We start from the raw sequence: 15,964 nt of genomic DNA, 5'->3' as shown, positions 1-15,964 counted from the left end.
CATTGTCGCCCCCGAATTCTCCCGTTCGGCCAGGGCTAGCGATACGGTGGGCTTCGCCCATAGCCGTGCCGAGGGGAGTTGCCATATGCGAGCTGGTTCGCCACAGTCGCTTCGCAGTCGACGATCGGGCTCGCGAATACCGGTACATCTGCTCACTCTTTTGGCCCTGTTGCTCGGGGTGGCCGGCGCTGCCACGCTGGCCCCGGCCCGCGCCAGCGCTGAGGGCGAGACCTACGTCGTCGCCACCGACATCACCTTCGCGCCGTTCGAATTCCAGGATGTGGACGGCAAATTCGTCGGTATCGACATCGACCTGATCAACGAGATCGCGGCGAACCAGAAGTTCAACATCACCATCAAGCCGCTGGGCTTCGACGCGGCGCTGCAGGCCGTGCAGGCCAACCAGGCCGACGGGGTGATCGCGGGCATGTCGATCACCGACGAGCGCAAGAAGGTGTTCGACTTCTCCGACCCGTATTTCGAATCGGGCGTGCAGATGGCGGTGTTGGCCAACAACGAGGACATCAAGTCCTACGCCGACCTGCGCGGCAAACGGGTGGCGGTCAAGAACGGCACCGAGGGTGCGGAATTCGCCGAGTCGATCAAGGACAAGTACGGTTTCCAGATCGTCTCGTTCGCCGATTCGGCGTCGATGTTCGAGGAAGTCAAGACCGGTAACTCGGTGGCGATCTTCGAGGACTACCCGGTGCTGAACTACGGCATCCAGCAGGGCAACGGGTTCAAGACCGTGACGCCGAAGGAGAAGGGCTCCAGCTACGGTTTCGCGGTCAACAAGGGCCACAACGCCGAACTGCTGACGAAGTTCAACGCCGGCCTCAAGGAACTCAAGGAGTCCGGTCGTTACGACGAGATCCTCGAGAAATACCTCGGTGAAGGCGCCACCGAGGCCGACAACTCGTTCCTCGGGCTGCTCGAGAGCACATTCCCGTTCCTGATGACCGGCCTGAAGATGACGTTGATCCTGACCGTGGTCTCGATCGCCATCGCGCTGGTGCTGGGCATCGTCTTCGGGCTGTTCCGGGTGTCGCGCTCGATCATCCTGCGCGGCATCGGCACCACCTACGTCGACATCTTCCGCGGCACCCCGCTGCTGGTGCAGGCGTTCTTCATCTACTTCGGTATTCCAGCGGCGTTGGGCTTCCAGATGACGGCGCTGACCGCAGGCATCATCACGCTCTCGCTCAACGCCGGGGCCTACATGACCGAGATCGTCCGCGGCGGAATCCAATCCGTGGACAAAGGTCAGATGGAGGCCGCCCGCAGCCTGGGCGTCGGCTATCTGCCCACGATGCGCAAAGTGATTCTGCCGCAGGCGGTTCGCACGATGATCCCGTCGTATGTCAACCAGTTCGTCATCACCCTCAAGGACACTTCGATCCTGTCGGTGATCGGCATCGCCGAGCTGACCCAGACCGGCCGGCTGATCATCGCGCGCAACTACCAGTCGTTCACCATGTGGCTGATCATCGGCATCATCTACTTCATCGTCATCATGGCGCTCACGAAGCTCTCGGATCGACTCGAGAAGAGGATCAAATGACGCAGTTGGTACCGGAAGCCGCCGCCGCCGAGCCCGAAGGCACGGTAAAGATCCGGATCGAGGGGTTGAAGAAGTCGTTCGGCGATCTGGTGGTCCTCGACGGCATCGACACCACGATCAGCAAGGGTGAGGTGGTGTGCGTCATCGGCCCGTCGGGTTCGGGCAAATCCACCTTCCTGCGCTGCCTCAACAAGCTCGAGGACATCACCGCCGGCAAGGTCACCGTCGACGGGTTCGACCTCACCGCCCGCAAAGTGGATCTGGACAAGGTGCGCCAGCACATCGGCATGGTGTTCCAGCACTTCAACCTGTTTCCACACATGACGGTGATCGACAACGTCACGCTGGCACCGCTGTTGACCAAGAAGATGGACAAGGCCGCCGCCGAGAAACGGGCCATGGAGCTGCTGACCCAGGTGGGCCTGGCCGACAAGGCCCACGTCAAACCGGCCACATTGTCCGGTGGACAGAAGCAGCGCGTCGCGATCGCGCGGGCACTGGCGATGAACCCGTCGATCATGCTGTTCGACGAGGCCACCAGCGCGCTGGATCCCGAGATGGTCGGCGACGTGCTGGAAGTGCTGCGGGACCTGGCCGAGGGCGGCATGACGATGGTGGTGGTCACCCACGAGATGGGCTTCGCCCGCGAGGTGGCCTCCCGGGTGATCTTCATGTGCGACGGCAACATCGTCGAGGACGCGCCGCCGGCCGAGCTTTTCGACAACCCCAAACATCCTCGGCTGCAAGAGTTTTTGTCGAAGGTGCTGTAGCGCGTCAGCGCGTGAACAAGCCGTCGACCAGGGCCCGGGCCACCACGCCGGCATCGTGACGGGCCGCGGCCGGGTCGTCGGCGGTCGCGATGAGCAGTGCGGCCTCGTCCAGCGCGCCGATGATCATCGAGGCGAGCGTGTCCACCGGTAGGTCGGGGAGCTCACCGTCGGCCATCGCGGTGCGCAACCCGTCACGCAGCGCGCCGAGGTAGTTGCGATTGTCGATCTCGCGCATCTGCGCGAATCCGAGTGCGGCCGGTGCCTCGAGCACACTGACCCGCGCCACGGTGGGGTCCAGGCACCCGTCGAGGAACTCCTCGATACCGGCCTCGAGTTGGGCACGGCCGGTGGTATGTGCGGCGGCCGCAGGCAGGACCCGCTGGGCGAGTTGGCCTTCGACATCTTCGTAGACCGCCCGGAACACCGCCTCTTTGGTGGGGAAGTGGTAGTACAGCGCATTACGGGTGACCGCCGCGACGCGCGCGATGTCTCCGGTGGACACCGCCGAATAACCGCGCTCGACGAATTGTGCGCGTGCCGCTGCGACCAGTGCCGACCGCGTGGCTTCGCTGCGCTGCTCTCGGCCGTCGCGGGACTCGTTGCTCACCGAGAAATTTTAACAACCTGTATGTATTGATGTTTGCCGATCTATGTGTTTACATACAGTCTGTATTGATTTACCGGTGCTCGCGGTGAAGGGACGGTCGGATGAACACGCTCAGCTCCCGACGACTGGTACAGCTGCCCTGCGGACCGGTCGGCGTGCGGGAATGCGGCAGCGGGCGCCCCGTCGTGCTCCTGCACGGACTCGTCGCCAATGGCTTGGTCTGGCGCCACGTGGTGGCCGGTCTCGGGGACGGAATCCGCTGTATCGCACCCGATCTGGCGATGGGATCACACACCCCCGCTCTGCCCGGCGCCGACGTGACCCTGCCGGGCCTGGCTCAAACCGTCGTCGACCTGCTCGACGAACTCGGAATCGAGCAGGCCGTCGTGGTCGGCAACGGCTACGGCGGCGATATCGCCCAGGTGGCCGCCGTGACCCATCCCGAGCGGGTCGAGGCGCTGGTCCTCGTCGCCACCAACGCATTCGATTCCGACCCGTGGCCGGTGAAGCTCCTGGCCACCCTGGCCGGGCTGCCCGGGGCCGGGCTGTTGCAGTCGGTGGGCATCGGGCTCAAAGGAGTGCAACGCCTGCGGGTGACCTATGGCGGCGCGACCAAACGGCCGATCCCACCCGACATCATGGCCGACTATGTGGGTCCGTTGCGCAGTGATCCCTTGGTGCGCAACGATTTACGTCGCTTCCTGCAGGGGTTGTCGCCCGACTACCTGGCGAAGTATTCACCGCAACTGGCGGAGTACGACCGGCCGGCCCTGGTGGTGTGGCCGCGCGAGGAGCGGTATTTCCCGGCCGAAGGTGCGGCCCGGCTGGCCCGGACGCTGCCCCAGGCCACGCTGGAATTCGTCGACGACTCCTACGCCTGGGTCCCGGAAGACAATCCGGCCCCGCTGATCGGGCTGCTGCAAACGTTTCTGCGCCGCCTCGGGGGTGTGCCCGGGGCGGATCAGCCCGGCTCGACGACGTTGGACTGACCCGACTTGCTCACCTCGGGTTGCCCACTGCGGTAGGTGACCCGGTTCTCGAATCCGGAGACGCCGATGGTGTCGGCCGACTCGACCTCGATGACGTTGTTCACGCCGGATACGGTCACGGCGATGCAGTGCCCGGTGATCTGCAGCTGATTCTCGACGCCGCTGACGATCACGGTGCTGTCCTGGCACTCAACGGTCCGGTGCTCGCCGATACCCGAGACGATCACCGTCTGCCCGGGCGAAACCCGGCTCGGCGCAAGCGGTTCGGACGCCGGAGCGCGGATGGCGGTGGATCGGCTGTCGGAGAACGAGTCGGCGGAGCCGGACTTCTCGCCGGCGTTGTCGAAGAACACAAAAGCGGCGATGGCACCGGCGACGAGCAGCGACGACAACAGCGCAAACAGGATCACGAACGGTGCCGCATTGGACTTGCGCTGCGGCGGTGCCGGATATGGCGGGTAGGGCTCATAACCCGGCCATGGTGCCGGCGGCCCGGGTGGGGGCGGGGGAAAGCTGCCGGAACCGTGAGTGCCCAACTCCGAGGTGCGTGCCGTATCGGCCAGCGGGCGCTCCAATTCCCGGATGCGCGCCTCGGGATCGTCCTTCGAGTCCATCCGCAGATGCTCGCACGTCGCTCATGGTGTCGGGAGTAAACGGCACGCGCGACGCTCCGCACGAAGGTATTGCCTTAGGCTAACCAAACTTCTAGGGTTAACCGCATACTTTTCCTCTAAATTAAGGAATCGCTGATGAAGCGCCTGTTTTCGCTGGTCGCCAGCGTCATTGCGGTCTCGCTCCCCGTCGCCTTCGCGCCGCCGGCTGCTGCCGAGGACTTCGCGATCACCGCTGCGGTCCCGACGCTGGAGGATCTCAACGCCCAGATCCAGCTACTCGTGGCAAGCCAGGCGCCGGATCACGTCAAGGCCGCACAGCTCGAAGGCGGTCCGCGGGCGGTCATCGTGCCGAAGATGGTCTACCGGCTCGGTATCTTCCGCGCCCCGAAGGGCTCGGCCCTGGTGACCGGACCGGAAACCCATGACGGCACCAGCCACACCGCGGTGATCAACGGCAGCCGTCAGGGCCAGCCCACCTTGCAGATCCCCGCCGAATGGCGGTACATCGACGGGCAGTGGAAGCTCGCGAGCAAGTCGATGTGCAACGGCATCTCGACCCTGGGGCTACCCATTCCGTGCAACTTCCAGTGATCCACCGATGATCGACGTCCGCGGTGTGACCAAGGCCTTCGGTGGCATTCCGGCCCTGGTCGACGTCACCACATCGTCCCCGGCCGGAACGGTCACCGGATTGCTCGGCCTCAACGGCGCAGGAAAGACCACGCTGCTACGGCTCATCGCCGGGGTCGAACGACCCGATCACGGCACGATCACGTTGTGTGGCAAAAAGATTGGTGACCACGCGGACCCTATGGAGGTGCTCGGCGTGCACTTCGACCCGTCGACCATGGATCCGCGGCACACCGCGCAGCGCCACTTGTCGTGGCTGGCAGCATTGGGCGACGTGGCGGGTGCCCGCATCGACGAGGTGCTCGACCAGGTCGGGCTGGCCGACCAGAGACATCGCCGCATTGCGCAGCTGTCGATGGGGGCTCGTCAGCGGCTGGCGATCGCCGGAGCCTTGCTCGCCGAACCGCAGGTACTGATCTTCGATGAACCGGTCAACGGCCTGGATGTGCCGGGCATCGTCTGGCTGCGAGACCTGTTGCGGCGGTTGGCCGCCGAAGGGCGCACCGTCGTGGTGGCCAGTCATCTACTCGGCGAGGTGGCGCTGACCGCCGACCGGCTGTTGGTGCTGGAACACGGTCGGATCGCCGCGGCGGGCAGCATCGACGAGATCGTGCCGGCCGGCACCGACCCGCGCCGGCACCTGGAGGCACTGCTACTCGGAATGGCCGACGCATGACCGGGCATGTGCTGCGCAGCATGCGCGCCGAGATGACCCGCACCGGAGGTCGCGGCCCACTGTGGAACGTTCTGGTCCCGGCGGCGGTGATCGTGCCCGCGGCGATCACGTTCCTGATCGCCGTTGTGGCAGAACGATTCGCGCGCATCCCGGGTCAAAGTTATGTCCAACAGGTGTCGACCACCAACGCGGCCTACTGGGTGATCACCGTGACCGTGGTGCTGTCCGCGCTGGCGTCGGCCTACGGTCAGGCACACGAATTCAGGTCCGGCGCACACCAGTACGTGCGTTTCGCGCTGCCGCGCACCTGGTCGGCGATGATGGGAAAGTGGCTGTTCTACGGCACTCTCGGCGCCGCGTTGTCCGCGGCGATGGTGGTGCTGGTACTCGTCGCCCTGCCCCGGGTGTCCGCGCTGGTCTACGGACAGGTGTCGGTGACCGATCCGCACGGCCTGCGCCTGGTGTGGACCGTGCCGGTCTACGCGTTCTTCGCGGCCGGCCTCGGCCTCGGCGTGGGCGCCCTGATCCGGACACCCGCAGCGGCGGTCGGCGCGATCCTGTTCTGGGTGTACGTGATCGAAACCGCCGTCGGCTACCTGCCCGGCGGCTACTCACTGCAACGTTTCATGCCCTTTCTCAACGGCGTCTACGCCACCGGGCAGGACATCGTCCTGAACCCGCCGTGGGGGCAGAACCTCGCCTTGGCGTACACGTGCGCCCTGTTTTCCGTTGTCCTGCTGTGCAGTACGTGGTGCACGGCCCGTAGAGGAGGTATCACGAAATGACGGGCAAGAACGAACTGCCGCTTCCGCAGCGCTCCGACGCCGACCTGCCCGGGCACTGGCTGCTGGCCCGGCTGGGCAAGCGGGTGCTTCGGCCCGGCGGGCTGGAGCTGACCACGCGGCTGCTGGCCGCGGCCCGGATCGGCGGCGTCGACGTCGTCGAACTCGGACCGGGGTTGGGCCGCACCGCCACCGACATCGCCGCACAGCGGCCCCGCTCGTACGTCGGGGTCGACGACAGCTCGGCCACCTCCGCACTCGTGCAGAAAGCGGTGGCCGCCACCGGCGGCCGGCTGATCGATGCCGACGCCGCCGACACGGGTCTGGATGCCGGCTCGGCCGACGTCGTCGTCGGTGAGGCCATGCTGACCATGCAGGGGGACAAGGCCAAGCGGGCCATCGTCGAGGAGGCGTTCCGGGTGTTGCGCCCGGGCGGCCGCTACGCCATCCACGAACTGGCCCTGATGCCCGACGGCCTGGACGAGGCGATCAAGGAGGACATCCGCCGCGAGATGGCCAGGGCCATCAAGGTCAACGCGCGACCGCTGACCGTGGCCGAGTGGACCGAGCTGCTGACCAGTACGGGTTTCGAGGTGGCCGAGGTGGACCGGGCGCCGATGGCCCTGCTGCAACCGCGCCGCGTGATCGCCGACGAAGGCCTGCTCGGCGCGCTGCGGATCGTCGGCAACGTGCTGACCCATCCAGATGCCCGAAAGCGCGTGCTGCACATGCGCAGAACTTTCAATCGCTACCGCGAGCAGCTGACCGCGGTGGCGATCGTTGCGGTGGTGCCTGGTTCTGCCTAGGCGTGGGATCGCCATGACATCCGACGTGCATGATGTGTCCATGCCCCGGCATCGTGAACGCGTCGACTCTGACCGGGCGGCCGGACAGCAACGGCACCGCGTCGCCGACCTCCTGCGGGCCGCGGACAATCCCCTCGACGCCCGGCAGATCGCCGAGGCGCTGCAGATCCACATCACCACCGCCCGTTTCCACCTCAGCACGCTGGAAGGACAGGGCGTCATCCGCCGCGCCGCAGCGAGTCCTGCCGCCGGACGGGTGGGCCGGCCGAGGCTGACGTATGAAATCGTCCCGCGCCTCGACTACGCCGACATCGTCGCGTTGTTCGCCCGGCACCTGGGTGGTTCCCCTGAGGAACGCGAAGAGCGTGCGCTGCGCATCGGCGCCGACCTGGCGCACCGGGTGCGGGTGGCGCGTCGGCGCGGCGAGACGTCGCTTCCCGATCTTGTCGTGGCCACGCTCGGCGAACTGGGATTCCAGGTTCGTTCGGTGCTGAGTTCGTTCGGCGAGGTGTCGGTGGAGATCTGCACGTGCCCGCTGGCCGAGGTCGCGGCGGCCTCACCCGAGGTGGTCCGCGGCATTCAGCAGGGCATGATCCAGGAAGTGATCGATTTGAACGCCGAGGTGGTCGGGGGCCGATACACCGCGACCGTACGGCCCGACGCACGGCATGGATCGTGCGAGGTGAACCTGGTGCTGCGCCCGGCACATCTTTCACAGCGGTAACACGCGTTACGCGTTGCGCCAGGCGTTCCGATCTTGACGCTGCGGAAAGTTTGCTGGAGTGTCGGGATGTGATCTACCGCTCACTTTTGCCCGCGAGGATAAGAAACGGTATCGACCGGCCCGGTTACCGCCAATTATGTGATGCGCATTAAATACGGCGAAAAGCCTGGTAACAGGCATTTAATCGATCAAAGCCAAAAGGTAACAAGTCGATAACGAAGAATTTCTTAAGCGCATCCTGAGAGACTGTTGTCAGCTTCGCGATATTCGCTGCGAAGTCGTTCAGGAGCTGTCGGTTTCGTCGCTAGACTCAATGCAACCGCGCCACTCCCGGCGCAGATGACTGAAATCTAGAGCCGGTGGAACTCTCACCGGCGGAGGTGCCGACACAGATGGCAAAGAACTTTTTGCGTGCGCTGACCGAGGCCGCGCGCTCTGGCCGTGAAGCCCGCCGAAATCACGGAGTCATCGATGACCTGCCGGCCCGCGGCATCACCTTCGACGGCGCGCTCGACGACATCGACGTCGCCGGCGTGGCCGAGGTCGGTCGTGGCGCGATCGGGGACATCGCCGTCGATCCCGACCGCGAAACCGTGGTGGTCACCAACGTCACCAATCAGAGTCTGACCGTGATCAATCCCCACACCATGGGTGTGGTGGGTTCGGTGCGCCTGCCCGGGGATCCGTTCCACGTCGTGGTCGCCGACGACCGCGCCTATGTCAGTGTCGCCGGGGCCGCACACGACTCGATCCTGACGGTCGACACCCTCACCGGCGCGGTGCTCAACGAGTACCCGCTGGCCATGACCGTCACGGCCATGGCCATCAGCCCCGACGGCAAGCGCGTGTTCGCCGGCCGCGCCGGCCACGAGCGCATCGACATCGCCGTCATCGACACCACCGCCGAGCGCGTCGGCACCATCGACATCGCGACCGGCGCCGGCGTCAACCTCGATGCGCTCCAGGTCGACTCGACCGGTAAGCGCCTGCTCGCGGCCACCTCTGACCCCCGCGGCAGCCGCCTGGTCGTCGTCAACACCGAGACCGCTCAGGTGCAGGCGACGGTGTGGGTCGGCGCCCCGATCCGCGATGTGGCGATCGGCGACGGTATCGCCTACGTGCTGACCTCCGACCTCACCCACCGGGGTGTGGTGCACACCGTGGATCTGTCCGCGGCCACCGTGGTGGACGCGGTCGAGGTCGCCGGCGCGCCCACCGAACTGGTGCTCAGCGCCGACGCCACCCGTGCCTACCTCGTCGACTACGACCGCGTCGTCGTGTGGTGCGCCCTGACCGGCCAGGTCCAGGGCAGCGTGGACGTGCATGCGGAGCCCGCGGCGGTCGCGTTGCGCCACGACGGCACCCGGCTGTACGTCGCCGACTATGCCGGCCGGGTGAACGTCCTTGAGGTGGCCGAATCGCTGTACTCGCAGTTGGTGGCGACGGACGCGGTCGAGATTGCGGCGATGCCCGCGATGCCCGCCCTGGAGCCCGCCGGCGCCTGATTCAGCGCCACCGGTAGCGGGTGCGGGGCCGCCCGGCCTTGCCGTATTCGGTGTGCCGCACGACGGTCCCGTCGTCGGCCAGGCGCTCGAGATAGCGCCACGCCGTCACCCGCGACACCCCGACGCGTTTGGCCGCCTCGTCGGCCGTCAATCCGGCGGGCTCGTCGCGCACCGCAGTGGCGATCTCCTCCGTGGTGTGCGGGGCCGCCCCTTTCGGCGCAGATCTGGCGGATTCCCCTGAGGCGACGCGCAATTCGGCCAGCGCCCGGTCGACCTCGGCCTGGCTGGCGGCATCGGTTCCGGACGGCAACGCCGAACGGTAGCGGCGGTAGCGTTCCAGCCGATCGCGAAACGCCGCGAACGTGAACGGTTTGAGCAGGTAAGCCAGGGCGCCGTGGGCTACCGCTGCGCGCACCATCTCCAGGTCACGCTCGGAGGTGATGGCGATGATGTCGGGTGCCGGCCGCAGCCCGGAAAGCCCGGACGCCAACGAGATTCCACTGGCGTCGGGCAAACCGATGTCCAGCAGCACCAGATCCACCGGATGCTCGGAGGCTGCCGCCGCGGCGGCCGCCCGCATCGCGTCGCGGGCCGTGTGTGCCACCGCTACCATCGAAAAGCCTTGCAGCCGAGCGAGGTAGGTCTGATGGGCCTCGGCGATCAGCGGATCGTCCTCGACGATCATCACATTGATCCTCATGTGTGCCGCGCGACCGGAATCGTGGCAGTCACGACAGAACCGTACGTCACGTCGGCGGTCAGCGTGCCGGAATGCCGTGTGACCACCTGCGCCACCAACGCCAGCCCGAGACCATGGCCGGCGATGTCGCCGGATTTCGTGGAATAGCCACGCTGCATGGCCTTTTCGAAGGTGTCCGCATCCATGCCGGGGCCGCCGTCGGCGACCTGGATCACCAACTGCTGATCCTCCTGGTTCACCGTGACCTCGACCCATGGATCGTCACGGTCACAGGCATCCATCGCATTGTCGATCAGATTACCCAGCACCGTCACCATCTCCTGCCCCGACAGCGCGGCGTCATCGGACAGTTGGGTGTCCTCGGTGACGGTCAGGGTGATCCCGCGCTCGTCGGCTTGCGCGGTCTTGCCGAGCAGCAGCGCCACCAGGGCCGGCTCACCCACCGCCGCCGACAGCCGGTCCACCAGGCGCTGTGACAACTCCAACTCACTGGTGGCGAACCGGACCGCGTCGTCGGGCCGGCCCATCTCCACCATGGTGACCACGGTGTGCAGCTTGTTGGCCGACTCATGCGCCTGTGCCCGCAACGAATCGGCCAGCACCTGCAGGGAGTTGAGTTCACCCAGGGCGCCCTGGAGTTCAGTGCGATCACGGATCGTGACCACCTCGGATCGGCTTCGCGCCTGCCCGCCGGGACCCGGGTCGGCGACGTGGGCCCGGTTGACCACCAGCACCCGATCGGTGGTGACGTGCACCTCGTCGCGGGCGCCCGGGTCGGCCTGGCGCAGGAACGCCGGCAGATCCTGTGCGCGCACCGGTCCGGGCGGCAGGCCGAGCAGTCGGCGTGCTTCGTCGTTCACCAACGCCACGCCATCGCGGTCGAGCACGATGAGCCCCTCGGACACCGAATGCAGGATCGCGTCGTGGTGGTCGTACATCACCCGCAGCTCGGCGGGGCCCAGGCCGTGGGTCTGGCGCAGCAGCCGGCGGCGGATCGCCCAACCGCCGATCAGCGAAACACCCAGTGCAGCGGCGGTTACCGCGGCGATCACCGGAACCTGGGCCCGCCAGCGTTGCGCCAACGTCTGCTGGGTGATCCCGGCCGAGACCAGTCCCACGATGCGTCCGTCGTGCCCACGAACCGGTGCGATGGTGCGCACCGACGGTCCCAGTGTCCCGGTGTACACCTCGGTGAACGTCTCCCCGCGCAGTGCGGGCGCGACCGTGCCCAGGTAATGCCCGCCGATCTCGCCGGGATCGGTGTGGGTGAACCGGATGCCCTCCGGGGACATGATCGTGATGAACGCGATATCGGTACTCGTGCGCACGGCCTCGGTGACCGGCTGCAAAACCTCTGTGGCCGTTCCCGATTCGATCGCCGCCGCGGTCGAAGGGGAATCGGCCAGGGCCGTGGCGATGCCGATCACCTGTAGGCGCGCCGCGTCGGCGCCGTCACGGCGGGCGTCGAGCAGGGCCAGGGTGGAACCGGCCAGCACCACAACCACGACCACGAGGATTTGCAGCGCGATGGCCTGCCCGGCCAGCGAATGCGGCCAGGCCCGGACCGACAGACGCCGCCACCAGCGCGCCACCACATCTCCGATCGCATGAACGTAATGAACTAAATCGTGACCTGGCTCACCCTATGGTCGAAGGTACTGGTACAGCGCATTCGAAGTCGAACTGGAGGTGCACCGATGACTGTGTCGACAGAGTCGCGACCCGAGCCGGCGTCCCCGCGTCGCGACCGCACGCACTGGCTCTACATCGCGGTCATCGCGGCCGTCGTCGTCGGTGTGGTGGTCGGGCTCGTCGCGCCTGAGGTGGGCAAGAGCGTCGGCGTGCTCGGCACCATGTTCGTCAACCTGATCAAGATGATGATCGGTCCGATCATCTTCTGCACGATCGTGTTGGGCATCGGCTCGGTACGCAAGGCCGCCACCGTCGGGAAAGTCGGTGGCCTGGCCTTCGGCTACTTCCTGGCCATGTCCACGATCGCGCTGACCATCGGTCTGGTGGTGGGCAACCTGATCCACCCGGGCAGCGGCATGCACCTGTCGGAGGGCTCGGCAGGCAAGGGCGCCGAGCTCGCGGAGAAGGCGCACGAGGCCGGCGGACTCATGGACTTCGTGCAGGGCATCATTCCCGAAACGCTGTTCTCGTCGCTGACCGCCGGAAGCGTGCTGCAGGCCTTGTTCGTCGCGCTGCTGGTCGGATTCGCGTTGCAGGGCATGGGCAGTGCCGGTGAACCGATCCTGCGCGGTATCGAGCACCTGCAGAAGCTCGTGTTCAAGGTGCTGATCATGATCCTGTGGCTGGCACCGATCGGCGCGTTCGGCGCGATCGCCAACGTCGTCGGGCAGACCGGCTGGACCGCCGTCACCCAACTGCTGACCCTGATGCTGGGCTTCTACGTGACGTGCGTGCTGTTCGTATTCGGTGTGCTCGGCATCCTGCTGCGCGCGGTGTCGGGCGTGTCCATCTTCAAACTGGTGCGGTACCTGGCCCGCGAGTACCTGCTGATCTTCTCGACCTCGTCGTCGGAGTCGGCGCTGCCGCGGCTGATCGCCAAGATGGAGCACCTGGGTGTCGACCGCAGCACCGTCGGAGTCGTTGTGCCGACCGGATATTCGTTCAACCTCGACGGCACCGCCATCTACCTGACCATGGCGGCGCTGTTCATCGCCGACGCGATGAGCGCCCCGATGTCCGTCGGGCAGCAGATCGGTCTGCTGGTGTTCATGATCGTCGCGTCGAAGGGGGCCGCCGGTGTGACGGGCGCCGGTTTGGCCACCCTGGCCGGCGGCCTGCAGGCCCATCGCCCTGATCTGCTCGACGGAGTCGGCCTGATCGTCGGGATCGACCGGTTCATGTCCGAAGCCCGTGCGGTGACCAACTTCTCCGGCAACGCGGTGGCCACCCTGCTGGTCGGCTCGTGGACGCACACCGTGGACAAGGACAAGGTGGACGCGGTGCTGCGTGGTGACGATCCGTTCGACGAACTCACCATGGTCGACGACCACGCCACCGAGACCCGCGAACCTGCTCCCGCCTAGCCGGCGGCTGCGTTGAACTCGCAAGCGTCCTCGCCCGTAACAACGGGAAGGACATCACCGAAAGAGTGAATGCGAGAACGTAGAAAGAAGACACGGTCATGCGAGGTTCAATCGTCATGCTGGCCGCGTCGGGGGCGGCAATGAGTGCGGTTCTGTCGACCGCCGTTCCGGCACACGCCGATTCACCGGTGGTGACCATCGGTCAGCTGGAAGCCGAGGGATTTCACGTCAACGTCGATCGCATCGGCAATGCGCCCCTGGATCAGTGCACGGTCACCAGCGTGCGCAATCCTCAGGATCAGACCAGGCTCATCCGGGTCGAACGGTTCGGCAAGAACGGCAAGGAATTCGACCTCATACCCGTGGTGGTGCGACGCACCATCACCGTGTCGCTGGACTGCTCGGGATGACTCTCAGCGCTGGCAGTTCAACGAGACCGACACCGTCTGGCTGGTGATCGCCGGCACCAGGATGCGATCACCACCGAGGCCCGGCCCGACGTAGGGCAGCAACTGACCGACGCGCTGCGGATTACGCACGCTGGTGACCGTGCACTGATCCAGCGGTGCGGTGCCGATCTTGTCGATGTTGACGGTGTAACCCTCGGACTGCAGGCGGCTGATCGTCTCCTGGGCCGTCTCCTCGGCCGTGGCCACCGCCGACGACACACTGAGCATCCCGAACACCGCCATGGCGACGGCCGCCAGGGACCCTTTCATGCGCATCGGTCGCACCCTTCTGTCGTTACCGGTTCATTCTCCTCTACCTACATCGTCAGGGGAATTCGAATCGTTCCCGCCGGCGCGCCGTGGCGAACGCATACCATCGCGCCCGTGGACAGCACCATGCAGAACTGGCCGTTGACGATCACCGCAATCCTGCGGCATGCCTGCGGAGTCAACGGTGATCGGACCGTGACCACCGCCGTCGGCGAGGGTCGTTACCGCACCATCAGTTATCGGGAACTCGGCGAGCAGGCGGCGCGGTTGGCCAACGCGCTGCGCGGTCTGGGGGTCGACGGTGACGATCGCGTCGGCACCTTCATGTGGAACAACACCGAGCACCTGGCTGCCTACCTGGCCGTGCCGGCGATGGGCGCGGTGCTGCACACGCTGAACATCCGGTTGTCCCCGGAACAGATCGCCTACATCGCCAACGAGGCGGCCGACCGCGTCGTCATCGCCGACGCATCGCTGATGGGCCTGCTGGCCCCGGTCCTGCCACTGCTGGAGACCGTGCACACCGTGATCGTGGTGGGCGACGGCGACGTGGCGGCGCTGACCGGCGTGACGGTGCTGCGCTGGGACGAACTGCTGGCGGCGCAGCCCGCTGGGTTCGAGTGGCCCGAGATCGGCGAAAACTCCGCAGCGGCAATGTGTTACACGAGCGGAACCACCGGAAACCCGAAGGGTGTGGTATACAGCCACCGGTCGAGCTACCTGCACGCCCTGAGCACCTGCACCGGCAACGCGCTCGACGTCAGTTGCAGTGACACCGTGCTGCCCATCGTGCCGATGTTCCACGCCAACGCGTGGGGCCTGCCGTATGCCGCCCTGATGGCCGGTGCCAACCTCGTGATGCCCGACCGGTTCATGACCGGGCCGGCGCTGATCGAGTTGATCGAATCGCAACGGCCCACGCTGGCCGGCGCCGTGCCGACCATCTGGAACGACGTCATGCACTGCCTGGAAAAGAATCCGGGACACGACGTTTCGTCGCTGCGTCTGGTCGCCTGCGGCGGGTCCGCAGTGCCGCTCTCACTGATGCAGACCTTCCAGGACCGCCACGGCGTCTACATCCAGCAGGCCTGGGGGATGACCGAAACCTCGCCGCTGGCGACGGTGGCCAAACCGCTGCCTGGGGTGTCGGAGGACCGGCATTGGGACATGCGGGTCAGCCAGGGCCGGCCGATGTGCGGTGTCGAGGTGCGCATCGTCGACGACGCGGGCGCACCGCTGCCCAACGACGACAAGGCCGTCGGCGAACTGGAGGTCCGCGGGCCGTGGATCACCGGCGGCTACTACCTGGGCCGTGATGCCGAGAAGTTCGACAGCGGCTGGCTGCGCACCGGGGACGTCGGTTCGATCGACCCACACGGCTATGTGACGTTGACCGACCGCGCGAAGGACGTCATCAAGTCCGGGGGAGAGTGGATCTCCTCCGTCGAGTTGGAGAACCATCTGATCGGGCACCCCGCGGTGCTGGAGGCCGCCGTCGTCGGAGTGCCCGACGAGCGATGGCAGGAACGCCCACTGGCGGTCGTGGTGCTGCAGGAAGGGGCCGCCGCCACGCCGGCCGAACTGCGGGAGTTCTTGGCGGACAAGGTGGTTCGCTGGTGGTTGCCCGAGCGGTGGACCTTCGTCGACCAGGTGCCGCGCACCAGCGTGGGCAAATACGACAAGAAGGTGATCCGGGCCCGCCACGCCGACGGTGCCTACGAGGTGATCACGCTCTAGTTTCCCCGCCGAGCAGACGCAAACCCGGGCTGTCCCGCCCCAAACGGAGCGGTTGGGGGGGGGGGGGGGCGGAATAGTTGCGCGCCGG

At 66.4% G+C, this 15,964-nt stretch carries 17 protein-coding genes; 12 read left to right on the top strand and 5 right to left on the bottom strand.

What is annotated here, in order from left to right:
* The first annotated feature begins 85 nt into the window (after nucleotides 1-85).
* Nucleotides 86-1,561 (top strand): amino acid ABC transporter substrate-binding protein/permease, encoded by a 1,476-nt coding sequence (locus tag A5733_RS20095; RefSeq protein WP_233152742.1) that lies wholly within the window; start codon nucleotides 86-88, stop codon nucleotides 1,559-1,561.
* Nucleotides 1,558-2,331 (top strand): amino acid ABC transporter ATP-binding protein, encoded by a 774-nt coding sequence (locus A5733_RS20090; protein WP_067773720.1) that lies wholly within the window; start codon nucleotides 1,558-1,560, stop codon nucleotides 2,329-2,331. The genes A5733_RS20095 and A5733_RS20090 overlap by 4 nt, the downstream gene beginning before the upstream one ends.
* A gap of 4 nt (nucleotides 2,332-2,335) precedes the next feature.
* Here A5733_RS20090 and A5733_RS20085 read toward each other — a convergent pair whose 3' ends face one another.
* Nucleotides 2,336-2,938 carry a TetR/AcrR family transcriptional regulator gene (locus A5733_RS20085; RefSeq protein WP_076241406.1) on the bottom strand — a complete coding sequence of 201 codons (603 nt, stop codon included), beginning with the start codon at nucleotides 2,936-2,938 and terminating at the stop codon, nucleotides 2,336-2,338.
* Nucleotides 2,939-3,039: 101 nt separating this feature from the next.
* Here A5733_RS20085 and A5733_RS20080 point away from each other — a divergent pair, with 101 nt between their 5' ends.
* On the top strand, nucleotides 3,040-3,927 hold the full coding sequence (locus A5733_RS20080) for an alpha/beta fold hydrolase (protein WP_083666326.1): 888 nt from the start codon (nucleotides 3,040-3,042) through the stop codon (nucleotides 3,925-3,927).
* Here A5733_RS20080 and A5733_RS20075 read toward each other — a convergent pair.
* Nucleotides 3,900-4,541 (bottom strand): DUF3060 domain-containing protein, encoded by a 642-nt coding sequence (locus tag A5733_RS20075; protein WP_076241405.1) that lies wholly within the window; start codon nucleotides 4,539-4,541, stop codon nucleotides 3,900-3,902. The two genes, A5733_RS20080 and A5733_RS20075, sit on opposite strands and share 28 nt — an antisense overlap.
* Nucleotides 4,542-4,676: 135 nt before the next feature.
* Between A5733_RS20075 and A5733_RS20070 the strand changes: the two genes are divergently transcribed.
* The 6 genes from A5733_RS20070 to A5733_RS20045 all read left to right on the top strand — a co-directional run bounded on the left by A5733_RS20070 (nucleotide 4,677) and on the right by A5733_RS20045 (nucleotide 9,664).
* Nucleotides 4,677-5,132, top strand: a complete 456-nt coding sequence (locus A5733_RS20070) for a hypothetical protein (protein ID WP_076241404.1) — start codon at nucleotides 4,677-4,679, stop codon at nucleotides 5,130-5,132.
* Between the two features lie 7 nt (nucleotides 5,133-5,139).
* The gene (locus A5733_RS20065) at nucleotides 5,140-5,847 is read left to right on the top strand and encodes an ABC transporter ATP-binding protein (protein WP_076241403.1); all 708 of its coding nucleotides are present in this window, start codon (nucleotides 5,140-5,142) and stop codon (nucleotides 5,845-5,847) included.
* Nucleotides 5,844-6,632 (top strand): ABC transporter permease, encoded by a 789-nt coding sequence (locus A5733_RS20060; RefSeq protein ID WP_076241402.1) that lies wholly within the window; start codon nucleotides 5,844-5,846, stop codon nucleotides 6,630-6,632. Before A5733_RS20065 ends, A5733_RS20060 begins: the two co-directional genes overlap by 4 nt.
* Nucleotides 6,629-7,435 carry a class I SAM-dependent methyltransferase gene (locus A5733_RS20055; protein WP_076241401.1) on the top strand — a complete coding sequence of 269 codons (807 nt, stop codon included), beginning with the start codon at nucleotides 6,629-6,631 and terminating at the stop codon, nucleotides 7,433-7,435. The genes A5733_RS20060 and A5733_RS20055 overlap by 4 nt, the downstream gene beginning before the upstream one ends.
* A gap of 40 nt (nucleotides 7,436-7,475) precedes the next feature.
* Complete coding sequence (locus A5733_RS20050) at nucleotides 7,476-8,159, top strand: ArsR family transcriptional regulator (RefSeq protein WP_076241444.1); 684 nt, start codon at nucleotides 7,476-7,478, stop codon at nucleotides 8,157-8,159.
* 392 nt (nucleotides 8,160-8,551) lie between these two features.
* Complete coding sequence (locus A5733_RS20045; protein ID WP_076241443.1) at nucleotides 8,552-9,664, top strand: YncE family protein; 1,113 nt, start codon at nucleotides 8,552-8,554, stop codon at nucleotides 9,662-9,664.
* Between the two features lies 1 nt (nucleotide 9,665).
* Here the strand turns inward: A5733_RS20045 and A5733_RS20040 are convergent, their stop codons facing one another.
* Nucleotides 9,666-10,364, bottom strand: a complete 699-nt coding sequence (locus A5733_RS20040) for a response regulator (protein ID WP_076241400.1) — start codon at nucleotides 10,362-10,364, stop codon at nucleotides 9,666-9,668.
* Nucleotides 10,361-11,956: an ATP-binding protein gene (locus tag A5733_RS20035; protein ID WP_076241442.1), complete on the bottom strand. Its 1,596-nt coding sequence runs from the start codon at nucleotides 11,954-11,956 to the stop codon at nucleotides 10,361-10,363. Before A5733_RS20035 ends, A5733_RS20040 begins: the two co-directional genes overlap by 4 nt.
* 105 nt (nucleotides 11,957-12,061) lie before the next feature.
* Between A5733_RS20035 and A5733_RS20030 the strand changes: the two genes are divergently transcribed.
* Both A5733_RS20030 and A5733_RS20025 read left to right on the top strand, forming a co-directional pair.
* Nucleotides 12,062-13,420, top strand: coding sequence for a cation:dicarboxylate symporter family transporter (locus A5733_RS20030; RefSeq protein ID WP_067773744.1), 1,359 nt, complete (start codon nucleotides 12,062-12,064; stop codon nucleotides 13,418-13,420).
* Nucleotides 13,421-13,518: 98 nt separating this feature from the next.
* Nucleotides 13,519-13,830: a hypothetical protein gene (locus A5733_RS20025; protein ID WP_076241399.1), complete on the top strand. Its 312-nt coding sequence runs from the start codon at nucleotides 13,519-13,521 to the stop codon at nucleotides 13,828-13,830.
* 3 nt (nucleotides 13,831-13,833) lie between these two features.
* On the opposite strand, the gene A5733_RS20020 is transcribed toward A5733_RS20025, so the two are convergent.
* On the bottom strand, nucleotides 13,834-14,145 hold the full coding sequence (locus A5733_RS20020) for a hypothetical protein (RefSeq protein ID WP_076241398.1): 312 nt from the start codon (nucleotides 14,143-14,145) through the stop codon (nucleotides 13,834-13,836).
* Nucleotides 14,146-14,253: 108 nt separating this feature from the next.
* Here A5733_RS20020 and A5733_RS20015 point away from each other — a divergent pair, with 108 nt between their 5' ends.
* Complete coding sequence (locus tag A5733_RS20015) at nucleotides 14,254-15,876, top strand: fatty acid--CoA ligase (protein ID WP_076241397.1); 1,623 nt, start codon at nucleotides 14,254-14,256, stop codon at nucleotides 15,874-15,876.
* Nucleotides 15,877-15,964: the final 88 nt, after the last annotated feature.

This window comes from Mycobacterium sp. NS-7484 (assembly GCF_001953975.1).
Taxonomy (GTDB): domain Bacteria; phylum Actinomycetota; class Actinomycetes; order Mycobacteriales; family Mycobacteriaceae; genus Mycobacterium.
This window is presented reverse-complemented; position numbering and strand designations above follow the sequence as displayed.